Annotated in this window: 20 protein-coding genes; 4 read left to right on the forward strand and 16 right to left on the reverse strand. The window is 70.0% G+C overall.

The window, feature by feature from the left end; translation table 11 throughout:
* Nucleotides 1-22: 22 nt before the first annotated feature.
* From H9622_RS00365 to H9622_RS00380, 4 genes are all read right to left on the reverse strand, one after another.
* Nucleotides 23-1,498, reverse strand: coding sequence for an aspartate ammonia-lyase (locus tag H9622_RS00365; protein ID WP_191763156.1), 1,476 nt, complete (start codon nucleotides 1,496-1,498; stop codon nucleotides 23-25).
* 140 nt (nucleotides 1,499-1,638) lie between these two features.
* On the reverse strand, nucleotides 1,639-2,547 hold the full coding sequence (locus tag H9622_RS00370; RefSeq protein WP_191763158.1) for a phosphodiesterase: 909 nt from the start codon (nucleotides 2,545-2,547) through the stop codon (nucleotides 1,639-1,641).
* 48 nt (nucleotides 2,548-2,595) lie between these two features.
* Nucleotides 2,596-2,928: a peptidase gene (locus H9622_RS00375; protein ID WP_191763161.1), complete on the reverse strand. Its 333-nt coding sequence runs from the start codon at nucleotides 2,926-2,928 to the stop codon at nucleotides 2,596-2,598.
* Nucleotides 2,925-4,226, reverse strand: a complete 1,302-nt coding sequence (locus H9622_RS00380; protein ID WP_191763163.1) for an inorganic phosphate transporter — start codon at nucleotides 4,224-4,226, stop codon at nucleotides 2,925-2,927. Before H9622_RS00380 ends, H9622_RS00375 begins: the two co-directional genes overlap by 4 nt.
* Nucleotides 4,227-4,414: 188 nt before the next feature.
* Between H9622_RS00380 and H9622_RS00385 the strand changes: the two genes are divergently transcribed.
* On the forward strand, nucleotides 4,415-6,538 hold the full coding sequence (locus H9622_RS00385; RefSeq protein ID WP_191763165.1) for a S9 family peptidase: 2,124 nt from the start codon (nucleotides 4,415-4,417) through the stop codon (nucleotides 6,536-6,538).
* A 328-nt stretch (nucleotides 6,539-6,866) separates the two neighbouring features.
* Nucleotides 6,867-7,712, forward strand: a complete 846-nt coding sequence (locus tag H9622_RS00390; protein ID WP_191763167.1) for a hypothetical protein — start codon at nucleotides 6,867-6,869, stop codon at nucleotides 7,710-7,712.
* Between the two features lie 99 nt (nucleotides 7,713-7,811).
* Here the strand turns inward: H9622_RS00390 and H9622_RS00395 are convergent, their stop codons facing one another.
* The 6 genes from H9622_RS00395 to coaBC all read right to left on the reverse strand — a co-directional run bounded on the left by H9622_RS00395 (nucleotide 7,812) and on the right by coaBC (nucleotide 15,494).
* The gene (locus tag H9622_RS00395) at nucleotides 7,812-8,840 is read right to left on the reverse strand and encodes an ATP-dependent 6-phosphofructokinase (RefSeq protein ID WP_191763169.1); all 1,029 of its coding nucleotides are present in this window, start codon (nucleotides 8,838-8,840) and stop codon (nucleotides 7,812-7,814) included.
* A 90-nt stretch (nucleotides 8,841-8,930) separates the two neighbouring features.
* Nucleotides 8,931-10,049 (reverse strand): hypothetical protein, encoded by a 1,119-nt coding sequence (locus H9622_RS00400; protein ID WP_191763171.1) that lies wholly within the window; start codon nucleotides 10,047-10,049, stop codon nucleotides 8,931-8,933.
* A 119-nt stretch (nucleotides 10,050-10,168) separates the two neighbouring features.
* Nucleotides 10,169-12,322 carry a DEAD/DEAH box helicase gene (locus H9622_RS00405; RefSeq protein ID WP_191763173.1) on the reverse strand — a complete coding sequence of 718 codons (2,154 nt, stop codon included), beginning with the start codon at nucleotides 12,320-12,322 and terminating at the stop codon, nucleotides 10,169-10,171.
* A gap of 201 nt (nucleotides 12,323-12,523) precedes the next feature.
* Nucleotides 12,524-13,168: a hypothetical protein gene (locus H9622_RS00410; protein ID WP_191763176.1), complete on the reverse strand. Its 645-nt coding sequence runs from the start codon at nucleotides 13,166-13,168 to the stop codon at nucleotides 12,524-12,526.
* A gap of 120 nt (nucleotides 13,169-13,288) precedes the next feature.
* Nucleotides 13,289-14,188, reverse strand: coding sequence for a glycerophosphodiester phosphodiesterase (locus tag H9622_RS00415; RefSeq protein ID WP_191763178.1), 900 nt, complete (start codon nucleotides 14,186-14,188; stop codon nucleotides 13,289-13,291).
* 79 nt (nucleotides 14,189-14,267) lie between these two features.
* Nucleotides 14,268-15,494 (reverse strand): bifunctional phosphopantothenoylcysteine decarboxylase/phosphopantothenate--cysteine ligase CoaBC, encoded by a 1,227-nt coding sequence (coaBC, locus tag H9622_RS00420; protein WP_191763180.1) that lies wholly within the window; start codon nucleotides 15,492-15,494, stop codon nucleotides 14,268-14,270.
* Nucleotides 15,495-15,545: 51 nt separating this feature from the next.
* Between coaBC and H9622_RS00425 the strand changes: the two genes are divergently transcribed.
* A complete protein-coding gene (locus H9622_RS00425) occupies nucleotides 15,546-16,259 on the forward strand; it encodes an NRDE family protein (RefSeq protein ID WP_191763182.1) in 714 nt (237 codons plus the stop codon).
* Between the two features lie 122 nt (nucleotides 16,260-16,381).
* Here H9622_RS00425 and H9622_RS00430 read toward each other — a convergent pair whose 3' ends face one another.
* From H9622_RS00430 to H9622_RS00455, 6 genes are read right to left on the reverse strand one after another with little or no spacing between them, the layout of a single operon-like run.
* Nucleotides 16,382-17,245 (reverse strand): aldehyde dehydrogenase family protein, encoded by an 864-nt coding sequence (locus H9622_RS00430; protein ID WP_191763184.1) that lies wholly within the window; start codon nucleotides 17,243-17,245, stop codon nucleotides 16,382-16,384.
* Entirely contained in the window at nucleotides 17,242-18,684 is a 1,443-nt protein-coding gene (locus H9622_RS00435; protein ID WP_191763186.1) for an aldehyde dehydrogenase family protein, read from the reverse strand. Before H9622_RS00435 ends, H9622_RS00430 begins: the two co-directional genes overlap by 4 nt.
* Before the next feature lie 31 nt (nucleotides 18,685-18,715).
* Nucleotides 18,716-19,723, reverse strand: coding sequence for a deoxyribose-phosphate aldolase (deoC, locus tag H9622_RS00440; RefSeq protein ID WP_191763189.1), 1,008 nt, complete (start codon nucleotides 19,721-19,723; stop codon nucleotides 18,716-18,718).
* Between the two features lie 43 nt (nucleotides 19,724-19,766).
* Nucleotides 19,767-20,147, reverse strand: coding sequence for a hypothetical protein (locus H9622_RS00445; protein ID WP_191763191.1), 381 nt, complete (start codon nucleotides 20,145-20,147; stop codon nucleotides 19,767-19,769).
* Nucleotides 20,148-20,193: 46 nt separating this feature from the next.
* Complete coding sequence (locus H9622_RS00450) at nucleotides 20,194-21,153, reverse strand: bifunctional riboflavin kinase/FAD synthetase (RefSeq protein WP_191763193.1); 960 nt, start codon at nucleotides 21,151-21,153, stop codon at nucleotides 20,194-20,196.
* Nucleotides 21,150-21,599, reverse strand: a complete 450-nt coding sequence (locus H9622_RS00455; RefSeq protein WP_225221507.1) for a hypothetical protein — start codon at nucleotides 21,597-21,599, stop codon at nucleotides 21,150-21,152. Before H9622_RS00455 ends, H9622_RS00450 begins: the two co-directional genes overlap by 4 nt.
* A gap of 162 nt (nucleotides 21,600-21,761) precedes the next feature.
* Between H9622_RS00455 and H9622_RS00460 the strand changes: the two genes are divergently transcribed.
* A partial coding sequence (locus H9622_RS00460) for a peptidoglycan DD-metalloendopeptidase family protein (protein WP_191763195.1) occupies nucleotides 21,762-22,847 on the forward strand: 1,086 nt, incomplete at its 3' end.

Below are 22,847 nucleotides of genomic sequence, written 5' to 3' on the forward strand. Positions count from 1 at the left end.
GGTCGGTGACCCGCTCCGGCAATCAGATCTGCGGGTCGTCGACGACGACCTCGGGGCGCTTGTCCACGACGGGGATCGCCGCGGTGATCGTCTCGAGTCCCGACAGGCGCGCGGGCGACAGCTGCTTCGTCACCTCTTCGCGCGACATCAGCCCGGCCTCGACGACGAGGTCGGCGACGTTGCGCCCCGTGAGGAGGGCGGTCTTCGCGAGCGCCGCGGCCGCCGCATAGCCGATGAACGGCGTGAGCGCGGTGATGACGCCGACGGACGCGCCGACCATCGCGCCGAGACGCTCGTGGTTGACCGTGATCCCGTCCACGCAGTTCACCCGCAGCGTGTGCATGCCGCGGCGCATCCACGTGATCGACTGGAAGATCGAGTGCGCGATGACCGGCTCGAACGCGTTGAGCTGCAGCTGACCGCCCTCGACGGCCATCGTCACCGTGAGGTCGGCGCCGGCCACCGCGAAAGCGATCTGGTTGACGACCTCGGGGATGACCGGGTTGACCTTCCCGGGCATGATGCTCGAGCCCGCCTGCCGTGCCGGCAGGTTGATCTCGCCCAGACCCGCCTGCGGGCCCGACGACAGCAGACGCAGGTCGTTGCAGATCTTCGAGAGCTTGATTGCGTTGCGCTTGAGCGACGACGAGAACGACATGAAGGCGCCGGTGTCGCTCGTGGACTCGACGAGGTCGGTGGCGAGATCGAGGTCGAGCCCGCTGATCTCGCGTAGGTGGCCGAGCACGGCGTTGCCGTAGTCGGGGTGCGTCGTGATGCCCGTGCCGATCGCCGTGGCGCCCATGTTGATCTCGTAGAGGAGGTAGGCGTTCTCCTTGAGGCGGCTGTAGTCCTCGCCGAGCGTCGTGGCGAACCCGTGGAACTCCTGGCCCAGGGTCATCGGCACGGCATCCTGCAGCTGCGTGCGGCCGACCTTGAGCACGTCGTGGAACTCGACGGCCTTGGCGAGGAAGGCACGGCGCAGCAGGTCGAGCTCTTCCAGCAGCGTCTGCAGGTCGAGCCCGAGGCCGACCTTGATCGCCGTCGGGTAGACGTCGTTCGTGGACTGGCTGCGGTTGGTGTCGTCGATCGGCGACAGGAAGGCGTAGTCGCCCTTCTCCCGGCCGGCGAGCTCGAGCGCGATGTTGGTGATGACCTCGTTCGCGTTCATGTTGGTCGACGTGCCCGCGCCGCCCTGGATCACGCCGACGACGAACTGGTCGTGGTACTGGCCGTCGATCACGAGCTGCGCGGCGCGGTCGATCAGGTCGGCCTTCTCCGGCGACAGCACGCCGATGTCGCGGTTCGCGCGGGCCGAGGCCTGCTTGACCATCGCGAGCGCCTTGACGAGGTCACGGTAGACCGAGATCGGCCGCTTCGAGATCGGGAAGTTCTCGAGCGCACGGGCGGTGTGGATGCCCCAGTAGGCGTCGGCGGGGATCTCGAGGGATCCCAGGGAGTCGGTCTCGGTGCGAGTGCGCGTCATTGCGTCCAGAGCCATGGTGATGTGAATCCTTGTGGGTCGGTCACGGCGGTGTGTGAGGGATGCCTTCACCCTACGCTCGCCAGGCGTGAGGCGCGTGTGTACCCGGGGTATATCGGTCGCCGACTGGTGTACACCGCGTCTATCGCGTGGCGAGCTCAGCGGGGCTTGCGCGAGAAGGCCTCGAGCCGCTCTTCGGGCGTGAGCTGCGACATCCGCTCGACCCACTCCGCCGAGAAGTAGTCGCCCGTGGGCGCATCGACGACGGGCACGACGGCGTGCGTGATCGTGTCGTCGTAGACGTGGACGAGGTGGAACGACTGACCGGCGTCCATGCCGTTCACATCGACGGCCGGGCGGGCCAGGTTCATCGTGTAGCAGGTCGCCGCGGCAACGCTCACGGGTATGCCGGCGAAAGTGCCGCTCGTCGAGTAGTGGAGGTGCCCCGCGAGGATCGCGCGGACGTCGGTGCCGGCGATGACCTCGGCGAGCCGTCCCTGATCGCGAAGCTCGAGGATGTCGAACAGCGGAACATGCGACGGCAGCGGCGGATGGTGCAGGGCGAGGATCGTGCCGAGCGGCGCCGGCGTGGACAGCACCTCGCGCAGCCAGGCGAGCTGCGCCGTGTCGAGGTCGCCGTGATGCCAGCCGGGCACGGTGGAGTCGAGGGCGACGAGGCGCAGTCCGCCGAGGTCCCAGACGCCGGTGACCGGCTCCTCGGTGGGCTCGAGGTCGAGCAGCGTGCGCCGCAGCGCGGGGCGCTCGTCGTGGTTTCCCGCCACCCACACGACGGGGGCGCCCAGGCGCGCCGCCACGGGTTCGACGGCCTCGCGCAGGGCCGCGTAGGCCTCGGGCTCGCCCAGGTCGGTCAGGTCACCCGTGAAGACGATGGCATCGGGGCGGATGCCGGTGGCCTCGGCCGCCTCGAGTGTGCGCGTGAGATTCGCCCCGGTGTCGAAGCGCCCGCCGAGCGCCCGATTGCCGGCGAGCAGGTGCGTGTCGCTGATGTGCAGCAGGGTCCGCCGCGCGGGAGGGTACTGACCGAACGGGACGGAGGCGGCTGGCATGCCACTCAGCCTAGGCCGCGCCCTCGACGTGACCCGGTCGACGTGGCCTCAGTGGTTGAAGACGATCAGCAGCAGGCCGCCGAGCACGACGGCGCCCGCGACGCCGAAGGAGAGGTACGCGCCGACGAGCGCGACGCGCTTCTGGCCGTCGGTGAGAGGGCTCTTCTTCGCGGCCTTGGCGGCGGCCTTCTCTGCGCGACGCGCCTCCTTCTCGGTGATCACGGTGATCGCGTCGGTGAACTCCGCCGGTGCGACCACCGGGGCGCGACCGGCACGCACGAGCAGGCGGAGGCCGACGGCGTACGCGCTGACGACGATCGTGGCCGCGACGGATGCCGCGATGAACACCTGGACGAAGGCGATCCAGTTGATGACGATCATGCCCCGGCTCCGTTCCTCGGCCCGCGGGAAGATCGCTCAGCGGCCTTCGCGGCCTTGGCGGCCTTCTTGGCTTCGGCGGCCTGCGCGGCCCGCAGGCGCGCCTCCTCGCGCGCGATCGCGCGCTGGCGCCGCGTGGGCGGGGGGTTGCGCTTGACCTTGACGGCCTTGCCGGAGTCGGCGACCTCGCTCATCGCGTTGCCCGCGTTGACCTCGTCGCGGCGGGAGCGCATGAACAGGCCGAAGATGATCGCGACGGCGAGCACGGCGTCGATCGCGATGCCCCACATCCCGAACCAGACGACCAGGAGCGCGGCGAGCGCGCCGACGGCGCCGGCAGCGGGGAGCGTGAGGATCCAGCCGATCATGATGCGGCCGGCGGTGCGCCACCGCACCTTCGAGCCGCGGCGTCCGAGGCCCGACCCGATGACGGAGCCCGAGGCGACCTGCGTGGTCGACAGCGCGAAGCCGAGGGCGCTCGACGCGAGGATCGTGGCGGCGGTGGAGCTCTCCGCCGAGAAGCCCTGTGCGGGCTTGACGTCGGTCAGTCCCTTGCCGAGGGTGCGGATGATGCGCCAGCCACCCATGTAGGTGCCGAGCGCGATCGTCACGGCGCAGGCGACGATGACCCACAGCTCGGGCTCGTCGCTGGTCTGCCAGCCGACCGTGATGAGGAGGAGCGTGATGACGCCCATCGTCTTCTGCGCGTCGTTCGTGCCGTGCGCGAGCGCCACCAGCGACGACGTGAAGATCTGGCCCACCCGGAAGCCGTCGCGACCGTCGGGCTTGCTGTCGTAGCGGCGCGTGATTGCGTAGGCGAGCTTCGTCGCCGTGAAGGCGATGATCCCGGCTGTGAGCGGAGCGATGACGGCCGGCAGCACGACCTTCGACACCACCACGCTGAAGTTCACGGCCGTCGCCCCGACGCCCACGATCGTCGCGCCGATGAGGCCGCCGAAGAGGGCGTGGGACGAGCTGGACGGCAGACCGAGCAGCCACGTGATCATGTTCCACGTGATCGCGCCTATCAGGCCCGCGAAGATCACCGCCGGCAGGATCGACGACGATATGTCCTCCTCGTGGATGATCCCGCCCGAGATCGTCTTCGCCACCTCCGTCGACAGGAACGCGCCCACGAGGTTGAGCACTGCGGCGAGCAGCACGGCGACCTTCGGCTTGAGTGCTCCCGTGGCGATCGGGGTCGCCATCGCATTCGCGGTGTCGTGGAATCCGTTCGTGAAGTCGAAGAACAGCGCCAACGCGATCGTCAGCACGACGATGATGAGGGTTGCGGTTTCCACCGTTCGCTTTCCGAAGAGGGGGTGTGGAGAAGAGTGCCGACGGGATCGGCGTGACGAACGAACAGTTCACCGTGAGTTCAGGTACCGGCAACCGGCCAGGAGAATCCTTACACCGCCCTCGCCTCCGGTCAACTTGACAGGGCCTCTCACAGGTACAGCGCAGGCCGGCGGGGTTTAGCGTGGATGCCGTGACCGTCCACGACACCCCTGCCGCAGCATCCGCCCCCATCGCCGACTCGCGCCCGATCGTGCGCACCCACCACGGCGACGACGTCGAAGACCGCTACGAATGGTTCCGGGCCAAGGAGGACGCGGCGGTCATCGCGCACCTCGAGGCCGAGAACGCCTACACCGACTCGCGCACCGCGCACCTGGCCGGATTGCGCGAGCGGATCTTCGAGGAGATCAAGGGCCGCACCCTCGAGACCGACCTGTCCGTGCCGACGCGGCGCGGGGACTGGTGGTACTACGGCCGCACCGTCGAGGGCGAGCAGTACGGCATCCAGTGCCGCGCTCCGCTCGCCTCGCCCGACGACTGGACGCCGCCGGAGCTCTCCCCCGACGTCGACGTGCCGGGCGAGCAGGTGCTGCTCGACAGCAACCTCGAGGCCGAGGGTCACGAGTTCTTCTCCCTCGGAAGCTTCGAGGTCTCGACCGACGGCCGCCTGATGCTCTACGGCGTCGACGTCGCCGGTGACGAGCGCTACACGCTGCGCGTGCGCGACCTCACGACGGGCGCGCAGCTGCCCGACGTGATCGAGGGCACCTTCGCCGGGGCGACGTTCTCCCCCGACGGCCGCTTCATCGTGTACACGACGGTCGACGATGCGTGGCGCCCCGACACGGTGTGGCTGCACGAGCTCGGCACCCCGGTCGACAGCGACGAGAAGCTCTACCACGAGCCCGACGAGCGGTACTGGGTCGGCGCGGGCTTCACGCGCAGCGACCGCTACCTCGTGATCGAGATCGGCTCGTCCATCACGTCCGAGGAGTGGCTGCTCGACGCCGACGACCTGCGCGGCGAGCCCCGCGTCGTGTGGCCACGCGCGGAGGGCGTCGAGTACGAGTCCGCTCATGCCGTGATCGACGGCGAGGACATGCTGTTCATCCTCCACAACGAGGGGGCACTGGACTTCGAGCTGGTGCGGGTCGCGGCATCCGATCCGACCGGCGATCGCTCCGTCGTGATCCCCCACCAGCCCGGCCATCGCCTGCTGGGCGTCTCGACGTTCCGCGACTGGGGCGTGGTCGGCTATCGCCGCGGCGGGCTCCCCCGACTCGGCATGCTCGACTACGCGAGCGGCGCGGTGAGCGAGATCGAGTTCGACGAGCCGCTGTACTCCGTCGGCACCGGTGGCAACCCCGAGTGGGCACCGCCGCTGCTGCGCCTCGGCTACGGCTCGTTCGTCACACCCGGCACCGTCTTCGACTACGACGTCGCCACGGGCGAGCGGCTGCAGCGCAAGCGCCAGCCGGTGCTCGGCGGGTACGACCCCGACGACTACGCGCAGGCGCGTGTGTGGGCGACCGCCCAGGACGGTACGCAGATCCCGATATCGCTCGTCTGGAAGCGCTCGTTCGGCGACGCCGGCGCCGCGCCCCGCCCCGTGCACCTCTACGGCTACGGCTCGTACGAGCACTCGATCGAGCCCGGCCTGTCGATCGCGCGGCTGTCCGAGCTCGACCGGGGCGTGCTGTTCGCCGTGGCGCACGTGCGCGGCGGCGGCGAGATGGGCCGCCAGTGGTACGAGGACGGCAAGCTCCTCAGCAAGCGCAACACCTTCACGGACTTCGTCGACTGCGCCCGACACCTGATCGACAACGGCTACACGACGCCGACGCAGCTGGTCGCCGAGGGCGGATCGGCCGGCGGCCTGCTGATGGGCGCCGTCGCGAACCTCGCGCCCGAGCTGTTCGCCGGGATCCTCGCCGTCGTACCGTTCGTCGACGCCCTCACCACGGTGCTCGACCCGTCGCTGCCGCTGACGGTGATCGAGTGGGACGAGTGGGGCGACCCGCTGCACAACCCCGACGTGTACGCGTACATGAAGTCGTACTCGCCCTACGAGAACGTGCGGACGGATGCCTCGTACCCGAGGATCCTCGCCGTGACCTCGCTCAACGACACGCGCGTGCTCTACGTGGAGCCTGCGAAGTGGGTCGCGCGCCTGCGCGAGGTCGGCGCCGATGCGCTCCTCAAGTGCGAGATGGTCGCCGGCCACGGCGGCGTCTCGGGGCGCTACAACTCGTGGCGCGAGCGGGCGTTCGAGCTGGCCTGGCTGCTCGACACGCTCGGCGTAGCCGACGCCTGACGCGCGGTAACCCCGGCATCCGTCGAGACCGGGGCTTTTCGTCGAGACAGGGGACGTCACCCTCTGTCTCGCCGCGGATCCCCTGCTTCGACGTCTGAAGCCGCGTGCCTCCTCCCCAGGAGGTCGGCGCTGGGCGGTGTGCACGCATAGGTGGGAAGCCCCTTGAGCGCGAAACTGCCGCGCACATGCTCGTGGTGTGTCGGCTGCACTCCCCGCCCTTTATCTGACGCGCGAACGACCCGGCGACATCGCACGTCTCGACCGCGACGGCGCGTTGCAACGCGTCAGAGCCGGTGTGTACGTCCGTCGCAGCGAGTGGGCGGCGCTGATGCCTTGGGAGCGATATCGTCTGCGCGTCCACGCCGTCGCACGCACCTGGTCGGCGCCGGTGTTCTGCCTCGAGTCGGCGGCATCCGAACTGGGATTGCCGTTGCTAGGCGAGGCACGGAACATCCACCTCCTGAGCCCGGACGGCAGATCGTGGCGGGAGGGCGACGTCATCGTCCACGGCTGGACGGATGAACGCGCGCTCCATGCCGGTGCGCTCATGACGACCGGGCTGGCCGACACCACTCTCGACCTCTGTCGCGTCCTCCCTCCGGCGTTCGCCCTCGCTGTGGCGGATGCCGCGCTGCGCCTGCTCCCCGCCGGAGGACCATCCTTCGAGTTGAGTGTCCGCGGCCGCGCACAGGCGAATCGACGAGGAGTGCGCCAACTCGATTGGGTGGAAGCACGTGCGAGCGCGCAGGCGGAATCACCAGGGGAATCCGTCAGCCGCGCCGCCATCGAGTGGCTCGGATTCGAGAAACCAGAACTGCAGCAGGTCTTCACCTACGAAGGGGAGACGGACCGCTCCGACTTCTACTGGCGGCGCCTGCGGATCGTCGGCGAATCGGACGGCTACGGCAAGTACAACGCGAGCGACTCGATGGCGATGAAGGACCATTTCGTACGCGAGAAGCGCCGCGAGGACCGCCTCCGACGCCACGAGGGCGGCTTCGTGCGCTGGGACTGGGCCGACGTCGTGCAGGTCGAGCCACTGGACCGGAAACTGCGCGCGGCTGGTTTGACGCCCATCTCGCCCCGCCAGTCCCTCCTGCTCGCCTCGCTCGCGTCGAACCCGCGCGCGTTCGCGCACCGAACCAAGGGATTCCCGGCGAGCCGAGGGGCATGACCCCCGGTCTCGCCACGGATCCCCTGTTTCGGCGAAGAACGAAGGACGGGAGAGCGGACGCCGCGGGGCGGCGATCCGCGGAACCCACGCACGCCGGGCTCAGCCGAAGAGCGCGGCGGCCTCTTCGTAGCGGTACAGCGGAACGGTGTTGAGCTCGCCGAGGGCCTCGGCGAACGGCACGCGCACGATGTCGGTGCCGCGCATCGCGACCATCTGGCCCCAGGCGCCGTCGACGACCGCGTCGGCGGCGTGGAGGCCGAGGCGGGTCGCGAGCACCCGGTCGAAGCCCGAGGGCGAGCCGCCTCGCTGGATGTGGCCCAGCACGGTCGAACGCGTCTCGATGCCGGTGATGCGCTCGATCTCGGGCGCGATGATCTCGCTGATGCCGCCGAGGCGCGGACGGTTGAAGGCGTCGAGGCCCTTGTCGCTGTACGCCTCGTCCATGCCCTTGAGGGTGAAGCCCTCCGACACGACGATCAGCGGCGCACGGCCGCGGTCGTGCGCGCGCGAGACGAGGGCCGCGATCTCGTCGATCGACATCGGCACCTCGGGGATGCAGATCGCGTGGGCGCCGGCCGCCATGCCGGCGTGCAGAGCGATCCAGCCGACGTGGCGGCCCATGACCTCGGCGACCATGCAGCGCTGGTGCGAGTCTCCGGTGGTGCGCAGGCGGTCCATCGCGTCGGTGGCGATGTTCACCGCGGTGTCGAATCCGAAGGAGTAGTCGGTCGCGCGCAGGTCGTTGTCGATCGTCTTGGGGACGCCGAGCACGTTGATGCCGTCGTTCGCGAGGCGGTTCGCCGCCGCGAGGGTGCCCTCGCCGCCGATCGCGATGATGCCGTCGAGGCGGTGGCCGTACATCGTCTTCGCGATGTTCTCGGCGCCCCCGCGCGGCCCTTCGTACGGATTCGTGCGCGAGGTGCCGAGGATCGTGCCGCCGACCTTCGAGAGGCCCTTGACCTCGTGACGCGTCAGCGGGAAGAAGTCGCCGTCGACGACCCCGCGCCAGCCGTCGCGGATCCCGACGAACTCGAGGTCGTACGTCGTCGTCCCCTTGAGCACGACGCCGCGGATGACCGCGTTGAGTCCGGGGCAGTCACCGCCGCTGGTCAGGATGCCGATCTTCATAGCTGTGTTCCTCGCTGTCGGGAGAAGAGGGTCGGCGACGCTGCCTCCCCCGACATTAGTGCCGGATGCCTCGGCCTGCCACACGAGCGGTCAGTCGCTCACGCGTTCCCACCCGTCATCGACCGTTCGCCACTGCTGCTGTTCAGCCGGCCGCGGGCTGACACCTGCGAACCAGTACGTCGCGTCGGGGTTCCAGCCCGCGATCATGCTCGCCCGCCCGTCGCCGACGTCGAGCGCGAGCCCGGCGGAGGAGAGATACCCGGCGACGGAGAGGTGCACCCCCTCGGCCTCCTTCACGACCTTCGACCAGTCCGGCTGCACCCAGTCGCCGACCCGGCCGGTGGTGCGGTACCACTCGTGTCGTCTCGACGCTGTGACGACGAGCGGATGCCGCCGGCACAGGTCGATCCAGGCGTCGGGCCCGTCGATTTCGATCACGCGTCCGGCGTGCACGTCTAGCGGCGTCGCGGCGGCCGTCTGCCAGCCCAGGGTGTCCTCGACGAACCACAGTCCGGCCGGGCCGTCCGCGCCGAGCCTGCGCGTCGACGACACGAGCGGGGCGGGAGGGATCGACCACCACGTTCCGCCCCAGTTGGCCGTCGGGTCGGCGGGCCGCTCGATCGCTGCGCGCTGCTCCTCCACCCGGGCATCCTCGCGCCACTCGTCGAGCATCGCGGCTACCCGCTCGGGTGGATCGGGCCGCGTGCCCTCCCACCCCACGGTCCACTGATCATCGCGAGCAACGGGCGTCGCCCACCAGCCGGCGTGCGGCGAAGCCACGATGACCTCGGCGACGCGGCGCAGCGCTCGGACCATCTCGTCTGTCGCGGCCAGGATGTCGTCGCCGTCGGGCTCCTGCCAGTACCGCGCGACATCGACGGAGATCGCGAGCGCGTTCCGCAGGTCAGCGGCCGTCGGCGCGCCGAGCTCCAGCGCATCGACGGCCGAGGCTGCCTCCGCCGCCGTCACGGTCGGACCCTCGTCGGGGCCCGGTTCGTAGGTGCCGAGGGTGAGCACCGTGCTCGTACCGAACGCCGGGTCGAGCCGGAGGGCTGCCCACCACAGGGCCGTCGCAGCATCCGAGGGATCCTGCAGTCTCTCGGGCGCCGGCTCAGCGCCCCGCGCACGGTCGGCGCGCCCTCGCGCGTACTCCAGGCACACTCGGCGCCCCCGCGGCCCCGCGAGCAGGGTGTCGACATCGAGGATCATGCCGTCACCGTATCGGGCGCGAGGCACAGCGCCCGCCCCACGCGAAGCGCGACGGGCCGCCACACGAAAGGCGCCCCCCCTCGCGCATGCGAGAGGGGCGCCGAGTCCGACCGCGAACCTCAGTCCGCGCCGAGCGCCTGACGCGTCAGGTGCATGAGCGCCGACAGCTGCACGGAGTCGCTCGACTGCGGGTCGACGGCCTCGCCGTCGAGCGCGCGGGCGGCGAGGCCCTGCTTCGAGTCGATGAGCTCGGCGATCTTCGTGTCGATCGTGTGCGCGGCGATGATCCGCCACGCGGTCACGGGCTCGTCCTGACCGATGCGGTGCACGCGATCGATCGCCTGGGTCTGCTCGGCGGCCGTCCATGACAGCTCGGCGAGCACCACGTTCGACGACGCCTGCATGTTGACGCCGACGCCCGCCGCGGTGAGCGAGCAGACGGCGATGCCGACGTCGGGGTCGCCATTGAAGGCGTCGATCGCCTGCTGACGGGCGGTCGTGGTCTGGTCGCCGCGCAGTGACACGGTCTTGAGACCGGCTGCGGCGAAGTGCGCCTCGGCGGCGTCCATCACATCGATGTGCTTCGCGAAGAAGACGACCTTGCCCACCGAGCGCTGCAGCTGCACGGCGTAGTCGGCCGCGAGGAGCGCCTTGGCCTGACCGATCTTGCGCACCATCGTGAACACGTTCTCGGAACCCGTGCCGGCGGCCTTGGACTCCTCGAGCTCGTTCTGCGCGACGAGGCGCACGATGTCGCCGTCGACCTCGCCCGGGGCGAGGCCGCGGTCGCCGCGCGCCTCGATGATGCGGCGGTAGCGGGCGGCGAGCCGCTCGCCGAGCTCACGCTCGGCCTGCCGGATCGACCGGCCGTATTCGTCGTCGAGTTCGACGGGGAGGTCGGCGATGAGCTTGTCGGGCAGGTCTGCCGCGACATCCTTCTTCTTCCGCCGCACGATTCCCATCGAGATCACGGCGTCGCGGGCCTCGGGGTAGAACGCCTTGTCGGCCGGGGTCAGCCCGGTCTCGTCGAGCTTTTCCATCAGCACCGGACCGGGCTTCTCACCCGTCGTCCAGCCGAGGAAGCGCCAGATCGCATCGAAGTCCTCGACGTCGTTGATCAGCGGCGTTCCCGTGAGCGCCAGCAGCAGCGGGTTGCGCACCTGCTCGCGGATGCGCGAAGCGAGGGCGAGCACATTCTGCGAGCGCTGCGACGTGAGGTTCTTGATGAAGTGCGCCTCGTCGACGACCATGCCCTTGAGCCCGAGGTCGCCGAGCCACGACAGGTGACGGTCGAGGATCTCGTAGTTGACGATGAACACGTCGGCGAATGCGTCGATGTTCTCGCCGTCGCCGTGGATCACGGTCGCGCGACGCTGCGGGGTCCAGCGCTCGACCTCGCGTGCCCAGTTCATCTTGACGACGTTGGGGACGACGGCGAGCAGCGGGTAGGCATCGGCGACGGATGCTGCGAGCACCGACTCCGCCGTCTTTCCCAGGCCCGGCTCGTCGGCCAGCAGGAAGCTGCGGTGTCCGTGGCGCACGGCCTCGAGGAACCTCGACTGGTGCGGCATGACCTCGAGGTTCTTCGGTGAGAGGCGGTCGAACTCGGGGACGGGCGGAAGGTCCATCGTCGCGCTTCCGCCGCCGGCGCCGGTCTCGAAGGCCTTGTAGAGCGGGCCCATGAGCTCCCAGCCGTCCAGACGGCGGCGCGGGGTCTCCTTCGGCGGACGGGCGGTGAGGTCGGGCGCGAGGAACGGGTTCGCCTCGCGGCGTGCCTCGACCTGCGGCGGGATGACCTGGCGCTCGGCGAGCGCGGCGGGCACCACCGTCACGGCGACCGGGGCGACGTCGGTGATGATGAGCTCGTCGGGCGGCAGCTCGGCCCCCGACTCGAGCAGCCAGTCACGACGCATGCGGCGCGCGACGGGCGACGTGGCCTGGTCGACCTCCAGCAGCTGGATGAGCGACGTGTCACGCGCGGCGGTCTTGGCGAGGATCGTCGCCACACCGTCGAGCCGCTTGAGCAGCTCGGCGCGGGCGGCGTCGGTCACTGAGGTGTCCGACTTCACGCGGGCGCGCTCCTCGCGCACCAGGAACGCGATGACCTGGAACTTGACGCGATTGGTAGGCCCGAGCTTGCCTCGCTGGGCCTTGGCCTCGACCTCGCGCACCTTGCGGGCGAGGATCGGGATGATGGGCGCCTCGTCGTCGCGACGCGAGGAAGACGACTTCCGGCGTCGCTGAGACGTCTGGGCGGGTGCCGTGGGCGGCATGCTCCTCCTGAGCGTGAGTGCCGGGGAGACCGGCGATGATCGGTGCGAGACCGAAGTTTCTGCGATGCTCCCGCGGGCGGCGCAAGCGCCGTCGCGAACGCGGGACGGGTGGTTCTCGCCGGCGGCCACGGGCACTCGCTTCAGCGAGCTGTGGCGTCCCCAGCGGATTCCCTGCGGTCCAGTCTAGCGGAATCGGGGGTCTCAGCCCCAGAGTGTGTCGACGATGTCTTCCGTGTATCCATCGGGGTTGAAGTTGATCCAGGCCGTCGACACCCAGCCACCACCGCCGATGTAGTGCGTCTCGCCGCTGCTGTACTCCTCGTCATCGAGAGTGACACCCTTCTGCTCCATCGAGCAGATCGTGCCGTCGCCGAGCGTCGTGCAGTCGAACCCGCCGGAGCGGAGCTGCTCGTCGACGAACGCCGTCTGGTCGGCGTCGACGGCGGTCACGTTGGTGGCGAGTCCGAACTCGCTCGGCTGGCCCCACGAGCAGCGCAGCGTGGGGAGCCCGCTGTCGATGACCTCGAGCAGGTCGACGTCCTGGGTCGAGAGCATCGTGACGCCGGGGTCGTTCAGCGGCGGGTTCTCGTCCTCGAGGGTCGCGAGCATGCCCGCCGAGTAGATCTCCTCGCACGTGGCGGGAACGACGAACGCGGCAGCGGTGGGAGTCGGCGTGGGCGTGACCGTCGGGGTCGCCGTCGCTGTCGTGGTCGGCGTCGTCGATCGGGTCGGCGTGGCCGACGGCTCGGGCTCGGGCCGGCAGGCTGCGAGCGATGCCGCGATCGCGATCAGCGCGACGGCTCCGACCAGCGTGCGGCTCGCGTCTCGGCGACGGTCCTGCGACATGACATCCCCCCGGATCCTGTGTGGTGCCCCTTCGACCCTACGCCGTGACGACACGTCAGCGTGCCCGCGCACGCCGCGAGCGCACCACCGCAACCGCTCCCGGCGCACGACGGTCCGGCCTCAGCGCTCCTCCGCCGACGCGCTCTGCCACTCCGACAGCGTGTGCGGGTCGTCGGTCACGATGCCGTCGACGCCGAGCGCCGTGACGGCGTCCCACTGGGCGTCCTTGTTCAGCGTGTACACGACCACCCGGGTGCCCTCGGCGTGCAGCGCATCGACGACCTCGGGCCGGGCGAGCACCGCCTTGCGGTCGACGATGATTCCCCGGGCACCGGCCTGCTGGGTCGCGGTCACGACATCCTTCGGGAGGTGCTTGAGGATGAGCAGCAGCGGCACGACGTCGGACGCCGCGGCCGACAGCGCCAGGCTGCGGGCGTCGAAGCTCGCGATCGCGACGCGCGAGGCGAGGTCGCGCGACGTGACCTCGGCCAGTGCGCGGTCGGCGGCCGCGGCATCCCACTCCCCCTTCAGTTCGATGATGGCGCGACCCCCGGACTGCGCGAGGAGGTCGAGGAACTCGACCAGCGTCGGCACGCGCGTGCCGGCGAAGCTCGGGTCGAACCACGACCCCGCGTCGAGCGCGCGCACCTCGGCGAGGGTGAGGGAGTCGAGGCGTCCGCTGCCGTTCGTCGTGCGGTCGACTTTGGCGTCGTGCATCAGCACGGGATGCCCGTCCGCGGTGAGCGCGACGTCGACCTCGACGTAATCGAAGCCGCCCGCGAGCGCGCCGGAGACGGCCGCCAACGTGTTCTCGGGCGCCGTCGCGCCGCCGCCGCGGTGGCTGGCGATGAAGGCGGCATCGCCCGGCGTGCGCGGATCGCCGAGCAGTTCGGTCGCGCTGACTCTGGCGGGGCTCGCGCCGAGGAAGGCAATGATGAGGCTCACGACAGCGAGCACGCACACGACGAGCAGGGCGTGGATCCGGTCGCGTGGGCGATCGGAAGCCGCGGAGTAGGGCATCGGGCATGTCCTCCGGGTCTTTCACCACGTCTCCGTCGACGTGGGTGCGGACCACTCTACATGCGCCGTTACCTTTTCGTTACTTAGTTTTCGCGCGAGTTTTCCGCACCGCGTCCCAGAGGGCGTCGGCGACCTCGCGCTTCGAGCCGCGTGCATCGGCGACGACCTCGCCGCCCGCGTCGAGCAGCACCACTTCGTTGTCGTCGGACTCGAATCCCCTCGACCAGCCGACGTGGTTCACAGCGAGCAGATCGGCGCCCTTGCGTGCCGCCTTGCGGCGCCCGCGATCGAGCAGAGTCTCGCCGTCGCCCGGCGTCTCGGCAGCGAAGCCGACCACCGTCTGGCCGTCGCGGCGCGCGCGCACGAGACCCGCCAGGATGTCGTCGTTCTCGATCAGGTGCAGCGTGATCCCCGGCCCCGCAGCGGCTTCCTTCGCCAGCTTCGCGTCGGACACCTCCGCCACGCGGTAGTCGGCGACCGCCGCGGCCATGACGATCACGTCGGCGTCGGGTGCGGCATCCGTCACCGCATCCCGGAGTTCGATCGCGGTTCCGGCGCGCAGCACCGTCAGACGGGGATGAGCGGATGCCTCGGCCAGCACGCCGTCGTCGACATGGGCGGCGATGAGCACGACGTCAGCCCCGCGGACGGCGGCCGAGAGCGCGACGGCGACCCCCTGCTTCCCGCTCGAGCGATTGCCGATGAAGCGCACCGGATCGATGGGCTCGCGCGTGCCCCCCGCGGTGACGACCGCACGCACGCCGGTGAGATCGCCCGTGGGGATCGCGACGGAGGCGAGCGCCTCCTCGAAGATCTGCTCGGGCTCCGACATGCGCCCCGGCCCGCTGTCGCCGCCGGTGAGCTCGCCGTCGGCGGGTCCGACCATGATCACACCCCGGGACCGCAGCGTGGCGATGTTCGCGACCGTCGCGGGGTGCCGCCACATCTCGGTGTGCATCGCCGGTGCCACGACGACCGGTGCCGTGGTCGCGAGTAGGGTCGTTCCGAGGAGGTCGTCCGCCAGGCCGGTGGCCATCTTCGCCAGGGTGTTCGCTGTGGCAGGCGCCACGATCACGAGATCGGCCGACTGGCCGAGCGCGACGTGGCGGACGCGCGCGACGTCATCGTGGACGGAGGTCGTCACGGGGTGACGGCTGATCGCCTCCCACGTCGGCAGTCCGACGAAGCGCACGGCATCGTCGGTCGGCACGACGTGCACCTCATGGCCCTCCTTCACGAGGAGGCGCACGAGGTGCACCGTCTTGTAGGCGGCGATCCCGCCCGTGACTCCGACGACGACGAACACCATCCGATCTTGGCACGACCTCGATCCCTGCAGACAGGAGAAGCCCGCTCGATGTGCACCGTGGTCATCCGCGTTCCCGAGTCGGCCGACGAGCCGACGCGCGTGCTGGCGATCCGCGACGAGGATCCCGAGCGCCCCTGGAACGCCCTCGGACCCTGGTGGCCCGAGAATGAGGGCGTCGTGGGTGTGCGCGATGCGCGCGCCGGCGGTGCATGGCTGGCGGCGGATCCCGAGACGCGCCGGCTGTCGGTGCTGCTGAACCGAGCGGATGTCGCGACACGGCCGGAATCGGAGCTCATCTCGCGTGGCGGCATCGTGCTGGATTCGGTGCTCGGTCGCTCACCCGAGGGCCGGCCGCCGACCCACGGCTTCAACCTCGTCGAGGTGCGAGCGGATGGCTCGCGCGTGCTGACCTGGGACGGCGAGGTCCTTCGCACGACCGACCTCGCACCCGGCACGCACATGATCGCCCACGACGACGTCGACGACCCCGCGACCCCGCGCATCGCCCGCTGGCTCGGCGACTTCCAGGCCGCGCCCGTCGGCGACGGAGACCGGTGGTGGGATGCCTGGCTCGATGTGCTGCGGCGTTCGGCCGAGCTCGAGCCGACGGATGATCGCGCGATCATCCGCGACAACCGGCCGCTGGGCTATCCGACGCTCTCGCTCCTGGCGTGCGTGGCGTTGGTGTCGCCGGACGGGCTCGAGGTCGCCTACGGCGAGCTGGCCGAGCCCGGCCACTGGGACGAGCTCGACCTGGCCTGAGCTGGCGGGCGCGCGGCGGGGCGTTCGCTCTGCCGAAACCCGCACGCGCGGGGCGGCGGGGGGGCTTCGCGCACACCGCGCATCGGGCGCTCACCGTTCGGGAAGCGCCCGGCGACGCGAGGTCAGATCAGGCTCTTGGTGTGCCAGACCGTCTTCGTCTCGGTGAACGCGGCGATGCGCTCGAGGCTCGGGGACGCGGCATCCTTCCCCTGCTCGGGCGGGAGCACCCGCGTGAGCGTCTCGGCAGCCGCGATCTGCAGGTCGATCCAGTCGAGGTCGCCCGCGCCGACCAGGTCGAGGCCGTGCACGTCGGGATGCGACGCGAGCCACGGCGCGATCTCGGCGGGCGAGCCGGTGAGGACGTTGACGACTCCTCCGGGCACATCGCTCGTCGCGAGGACCTCGGCGAGGCTGATCGCCGACAGCGGGAAACGCTGCGACGCGATGACGACGACGGAGTTGCCCGATACGAGCGCGGGGGCGATGGCCGACACGAGTCCGACGAGCGCGGTGTCCTGCGGCGCGACGACCGCGACGACGCCGGTGGGCTCGGGCACCGAGATGTTGAAGTACGGGCCGGCGACCGGGTTGCCGTTGCCGGCGACCTGGCCGAACTTGTCGCACCAGCCGGCGTACCAGACCCAGCGATCGATCGCCTCGTCCACCTCGGCGGTGGCGGCAGACGATGAGACGCCGGTCTGCTGCACGATCTCGTCGACGAACTGCGCCTTGCGGCCCTCGAGGATCTCGGCCACGCGGTACAGCACCTGGCCGCGGTTGTAGGCGGTCGCTCCCGACCAGCCCTTCACGGCCCCGCGGGCGGCGGTGACGGCATCGCGGGCGTCCTTGCGCGACGCGAGCGCCGCGTTCGCGAGGAAGTCGCCCTTGGTCGAGACGACCTCGTACGTGCGCCCGGACTCGCTGCGCGGGAAGGCTCCGCCGATGTAGAGCTTGTACGTCTTCGGCACGGTCAGTCGCTTGCTCACGCCGCCGCTCCCTTCAGGTAAGCCAGCAGGCCGTGCCTGCCGCCCTCTCGGCCGTAACCCGACTCCTTGTAGCCGCCGAACGGCGAGGACGGGTCGAAGCGGTTGAACGTGTTCGCCCAGATGACACCGGCGCGCAGGCGGTCGGCGACAGCGAGGATCCGCGAGCCCTTGTCGGTCCAGATGCCCGCCGAAAGGCCGTAGGGAGTGTTGTTCGCCTTCTCGATGGCCTCGGCCGGTGTGCGGAACGTCAGCACCGAGAGCACCGGGCCGAAGATCTCGTCGCGGGCGATGCGGTGGCTCGCCTGCACGTTGGTGAAGATCGTCGGTGCGAACCAGAACCCGTTCTCGGGGATCACGCAGTCGGCGCTCCAGCGAACTGCGCCCTCCTCCTCGCCGATGCGGCTGAGCTCGCGGATGCGATCGAGCTGCTCACGCGAGTTGATCGCACCGATGTCGGTGTTCTTGTCGAGCGGGTCGCCCAGGCGCAGCGTCGACAGACGCTGCTTCAGCCGATCGACGACCTCGTCGTGCACCGACTCCTGCACCAGCAGGCGGCTGCCCGCGCAGCACACGTGCCCCTGGTTGAAGAAGATGCCGTTGACGATGCCCTCGATCGCCTGATCGATGGGGGCGTCTTCGAACACGATGTTCGCTGCCTTGCCACCCAGTTCGAGCGTGAGCTTCTTGTCGGTGCCGGCCACGGCCTTCGCGATCTCGCGCCCGACGGGGGTCGAGCCGGTGAAGGCGACCTTGTTGACATCGGGATGCCGAACCAGCGCTGCGCCGGTCGCGCCCGCACCGGTCACGATGTTCACGACACCCGGCGGTAGGTCGGCCTGCTGCAGGATCTCGGCGAAGATGAGCGCCGACAGCGGCGTGGTCTCGGCGGGCTTGATCACGACCGTGTTGCCGGCGGCGAGCGCCGGGGCGATCTTCCACGCGAGCATGAGCAGCGGGAAGTTCCACGGGATGACCTGACCGGCCACGCCGAGCGAGCGCGGGTTCGCACCGAGACCCGCGTAGTCGAGCTTGTCGGCCCAGCCGGCGTAGTAGAAGAACCAGGCGGCGACGAGCGGAACATCGACGTCGCGGCTCTCCTTGATGGGCTTGCCGTTGTCGAGGCTCTCGGCCACGGCGAGCTCCCTCGCGCGCTCCTGCACGAGGCGGGCGATGCGGAAGAGGTACTTGCCGCGGTCACGGCCGCTCAGCTTGGACCACGTCTTGTCGTAGGCGCGGCGCGCGGCCGCGACGGCGGCCTCGACATCGGCCTCGGTCGCCGTGGCGATCGTGGCGATGTGCTTCTCGTCGGCGGGCGAGATCGAGGCGAACGACTCGCCGCCGCCGGGCCGGAACTCGCCATCGATGAACAGCCCGTACTCGTCGCGCAGATTGAGGATCGCCCGCGACTCGGGGGCGGGTGCGTATTCGAGGAAACTCATGATTCTCCTGGTTGCCGAGCTCGTGGGAGCGTCAGTCGATCGTCACGTAGTCAGTGCCGGAGTAGTGCCCGCTCGCGAGCTTCTGACGCTGCAGCAGCACGTCGTTGAGCAGGCTGGAGGCGCCGTAGCGGAAGAGGTGCGGCTGCAGCCACTCTTCGCCCACGGTCTCGGCAACGGTCACGAGGTACTTGATGGCGTCCTTCGAGGTGCGGATGCCGCCGGCCGGCTTCACACCGACCTTCTCGCCGGTCGCGCGGTGCCAGTCGCGCACGACCTCGAGCATGAGAAGGGTCACCGGCAGGGTGGCCGCGGGCTGCACCTTTCCGGTGGACGTCTTGATGAAGTCGCCGCCGGCGAGGATCGACAGCCACGACGCGCGCTTGACGTTGTCGTAGGTGTTGAGCTCGCCGGTCTCGAGGATGACCTTCAGCGAGGCGTAGGTGCCGTCCTCCCGACGGCAGGCTTCCTTCACGCGTGCGATCTGGTCGAACACCAGGCCATAGCGCCCGGCGAGGAAAGCACCGCGGTCGATGACCATGTCGATCTCATCGGCACCCGCGGCGACCGCATCGGCCGTGTCGGCGAGCTTGATCTCGAGCGACGACCGGCCGCTCGGGAACGCGGTCGCGACCGCCGCCACGCTCACGCCGCCCTCGTCGGGGTCGCCGTGGGCAGCGCCGAGCGCTTCGACCGCGTGGGGCACCATGTCGCCGTAGACGCACACCGCTGCGACGCGCGGGCAGGTCGGGTCGGAGGCATCCGGATTCAGTGCCTTCGCGACCAGCGAGCGCACCTTGCCGGGAGTGTCGGCGCCTTCGAGCGTCGTGAGGTCGATGAGCTCGATGATCTTGTCGAGCGCCCACGCCTTGGACGTGGTCTTGATGGAGCGGGTGCCGAGCCCCGCCGCGCGCTGTTCGAGGCCGACGGCGTCGACGCCGGGCAGGCCGTGGAGGTAGCGCCGCAGCGTCGTGTCGTCTGGCTCTCCGCCGAGCAGCGCGACAGCCCGCTCGGGCAATGTCTGCAGGTCGGTCCGGCTCATGGTGCTCCCTCTGTCGTGTGGCGTGGGCGAGGGCGAGGCTGCCTCACCCGCTCGCGCGCGTCGCTGTCCGCTCATCCGCAATCATCCTCGAGTGCCTCAGCAGGACGATCACCCCGATTCCGACGACCACCGCGAACGCGATGGTCAGGCTCGTGAAAGCGAACCAGTTGTCGTCGAGGGCCAGGACGATCCCTGCCGCGATGACGGCGATCGCCGCGGCCGCCAGCTTGGACGCGAACTTCAAGCCTACCCCGGGTGTGAGGCGTCCGGCGGGGGCGTCGCCCCTCGCGAGGATGAGATCGGCGAACGCGTCGAGCGTGGCGAGCAGGGAGGCGGAATAGGCCACCGCGCACCCCAGCGCACCCCAGAGGTTCACGGGGTTCGCGGCGGCATCTGCAGCGGCAAGGATGTCGAGGCCTGGCACGCCTCGATCGTAGGCCCGCGCGCGCGGCGAGGTCTATGGCCGCCGCTCAGCTGAGCGCCGAGCGCACCTGTGCGACGTCGTCGGTCATCTGGCGGACGAGTGCGTCGATGCCGTCGAACGCGACCATTCCGCGGATGCGGCTCGCGAACTGGATCTCGACGCGGTGCCCATACAGATCGAGATCGGTCTCGTCGAGCACGTAGGCCTCGACCTGCCGCACCGGCACGTCGTCGAAGGTGGGGTTGGTCCCGATGCTGATGGCGGCCGGGTAGCGGATGCCGCGGCGCAGGCCATCGGGTGAGCCCTCGTCGATCAGCCAGCCCGCATAGACGCCGTCGGCCGGAACGAATCCCTCGCACTCCGAGGAGAGGTTGGCCGTCGGGAAGCCGAGCTCGCGGCCCCGCTTGAGTCCGTGGACGACCTCGCCCCACACCGACGGCACGCGCCCGAGCAGCTTGGCGGCGGTCTCGACGTCGCCTTCGGCGAGGAGCTCGCGGATCCAGGTCGACGACACGCGGCGGCCGGCGTCGATCGCGCGGACGTCGTCGACCACGTCGACCGTGAAGCCGAACTCGCGACCGAGGTCGGCGAGGAGCTCGGGGTTGCCCGCTCCGCCGCGTCCGAACCGGAAGTCGCGGCCGACGAGGACGGTGCGCACGCCCAGCGCACCGACGAGGACGTGCTCGACGAACTCCCGCGCAGGAAGGTCGGCGAGCTCCCGGTCGAACCGCAGCAGCAGCGTCGCGTCGATTCCCGTCTCGGCCAGCAGCTGCAGCTTCTGGTGCACGCCGATCAGGTTGTCGGGGCAGATCTCCGGTCGCAGGAGCGCGAGCGGATTGCGGTCGAATGTCACGGCCACGACCCGCGCGCCGCCGGTGGCCGCGTCGACGCGGGCTCGATCGATCACGGCACGGTGCCCGGTGTGGACGCCGTCGAACTTGCCGATCGCGACGACCGACGGGCCGAACCCCACGGGAACCTCGGCCGGGTCGTGGAAGACGATCATGCTCCGACCGTCGCCGGCTCGGGTGCGACGCCGGTCGCCACCGGGCGATGGGTGATGAGCCACCACAGCCCGAAGAACGGCAGCACGAGCGGTACGAACAGGTATCCGAGCCCGAACCACGACCACACGGTGGGGTGGGCGAAGAGGTCGGGAAGGAGGAAGGACAGGGCGCCGACGATGAGGACGCCGGCGAGCTCGAAGACGATCGCGATCCACGCGACGAGGTACCAGCCGCGCGATCCGGCGAACACGAGCGCCAGCGTCGCGACGATGTAGACGACTGCCGAGATCGCGGAGAGCGTGTACGCGAGTGGAGCCTCGTCGAAGCTCTGGACGATCTGGACGAACGATCGTCCTGTGGCGGCGAGCGCCATGATCGCGTACACGATGACGAGGACGCGGCCGATACCGGTCATGCGGCGGCGGGGACGGGCAGGGGAGGTCATGTCGCCTCAATCCTAGTTGCGCTCGAGTGAGGCGCTCTTCCCGTTGGTCACATACGCCTCATGTGCCACGTGAGTGGACAGACACACCGAGAAGTGACAATATTCACAGCACGGAACCCGAACCGCGAATCTGTCCCCGTACGTCGACCTGAAGAGCCCACCATGCGTTCGCCCCGTCCTTTCCTTCTGGCAGCGGCCACAGCCGCGGCGGTGATCCTCGGCGGGCTCGCACCGACCGCTGCGATGGCCGCTTCCGAGACCCGGGCGGGCGCCTCGATGGCAGCCCAGGGGGCTGCGACACCCACACCTGCGGCCACAGAGTCCTTCCGCCTTCCGCTCGCCGCGAAGACCTACACCGTCTCGTCGTACTACGGCTCACGCTGCATCCCTGTGCAGGGAGCCTCGACCTTCCACTACGGCGTGGATCTGGCCGCGAAGGGCGGTGCGCCGATCTACGCCATCGCGCCTGGCGTGGTCACGGCGACGGTGAACGGAACGTCTTCCCGGGTGGGCCACATCTCGATTCGCCACACGATTTCGGGCACCACCTACACCTCGATCTACATGCACATCTGGTCGGCGACGACACATGTCAAGGTCGGCCAGACCGTGACCGCCGGCCAGCGCATCAGTGAGGTCGGCAGCAGCGGTGTGTCGTCGGGAAACCACCTGCACCTCGAACTGTGGCGCGCCGGGCTGACGAGCGCCACAGCGGAGAACGCCGCCACTTTCCTGAAGGCGCGTGGCGTCGACGTCTTCGCGTCCGCCACGACGGTGACCGCCAAGGCCGCTCCGGCGACCTGCACGTACTACACCACCGGCGACGTCAACCTCCGCACCGGCCCATCGACGAGCTATTCCGCTCTCCGTCTGCTCCCCAGAGCGACAACTGTCGTGCACGTCCCCGGTCGCATCGCAACGGGGTTCATCCCCGTCACGGTCGGCGGTCAGTCCGGCTGGGTCTCCGCCACGCTCGTGTCGCCGACGAAGCCGGCACCGCTCCCGGCCGCGGTACCCGTCACGACCTACACGGCCACCGCGGCCCTCGCGTTCAAGGCCACCGCGTCCGCCAGCGGCACCTCGCTCGGCGTCATCCCGCAGGGCGCCAACGTCGGCAGCATCCAAGCCACCTCCGGCTCCTGGGCCAAGGTCACCCACGGCGGCAAGACCGGCTGGGTGCAACGCTCCTACCTCACCAACGCCCCGGCGACCCCACCCGCGACCACACCCGCACCCGCGCCGACAACC

The organism is Microbacterium gallinarum, from assembly GCF_014837165.1.
Taxonomy (GTDB): Bacteria; Actinomycetota; Actinomycetes; order Actinomycetales; family Microbacteriaceae; genus Microbacterium; species Microbacterium gallinarum.

What these genes read in the sequence shown, in the direction of transcription:
- H9622_RS00390 (WP_191763167.1), top strand. Translation starts at nt 6,867, where the DNA reads ATGCCTTGGGAGCGATATCGTCTGCGCGTCCACGCCGTCGCACGCACC.
- H9622_RS00365 (WP_191763156.1), bottom strand. Translation starts at nt 1,498, where the DNA reads ATGGCTCTGGACGCAATGACGCGCACTCGCACCGAGACCGACTCCCTG.
- H9622_RS00435 (WP_191763186.1), bottom strand. Translation starts at nt 18,684, where the DNA reads ATGAGTTTCCTCGAATACGCACCCGCCCCCGAGTCGCGGGCGATCCTC.
- H9622_RS00415 (WP_191763178.1), bottom strand. Translation starts at nt 14,188, where the DNA reads ATGCCCTACTCCGCGGCTTCCGATCGCCCACGCGACCGGATCCACGCC.
- H9622_RS00375 (WP_191763161.1), bottom strand. Translation starts at nt 2,928, where the DNA reads ATGATCGTCATCAACTGGATCGCCTTCGTCCAGGTGTTCATCGCGGCA.
- H9622_RS00395 (WP_191763169.1), bottom strand. Translation starts at nt 8,840, where the DNA reads ATGAAGATCGGCATCCTGACCAGCGGCGGTGACTGCCCCGGACTCAAC.
- H9622_RS00410 (WP_191763176.1), bottom strand. Translation starts at nt 13,168, where the DNA reads ATGTCGCAGGACCGTCGCCGAGACGCGAGCCGCACGCTGGTCGGAGCC.
- H9622_RS00455 (WP_225221507.1), bottom strand. Translation starts at nt 21,599, where the DNA reads ATGACCTCCCCTGCCCGTCCCCGCCGCCGCATGACCGGTATCGGCCGC.
- H9622_RS00400 (WP_191763171.1), bottom strand. Translation starts at nt 10,049, where the DNA reads ATGATCCTCGATGTCGACACCCTGCTCGCGGGGCCGCGGGGGCGCCGA.
- deoC (WP_191763189.1), bottom strand. Translation starts at nt 19,723, where the DNA reads ATGAGCCGGACCGACCTGCAGACATTGCCCGAGCGGGCTGTCGCGCTG.
- H9622_RS00405 (WP_191763173.1), bottom strand. Translation starts at nt 12,322, where the DNA reads ATGCCGCCCACGGCACCCGCCCAGACGTCTCAGCGACGCCGGAAGTCG.
- H9622_RS00450 (WP_191763193.1), bottom strand. Translation starts at nt 21,153, where the DNA reads ATGATCGTCTTCCACGACCCGGCCGAGGTTCCCGTGGGGTTCGGCCCG.
- H9622_RS00425 (WP_191763182.1), top strand. Translation starts at nt 15,546, where the DNA reads ATGTGCACCGTGGTCATCCGCGTTCCCGAGTCGGCCGACGAGCCGACG.
- H9622_RS00370 (WP_191763158.1), bottom strand. Translation starts at nt 2,547, where the DNA reads ATGCCAGCCGCCTCCGTCCCGTTCGGTCAGTACCCTCCCGCGCGGCGG.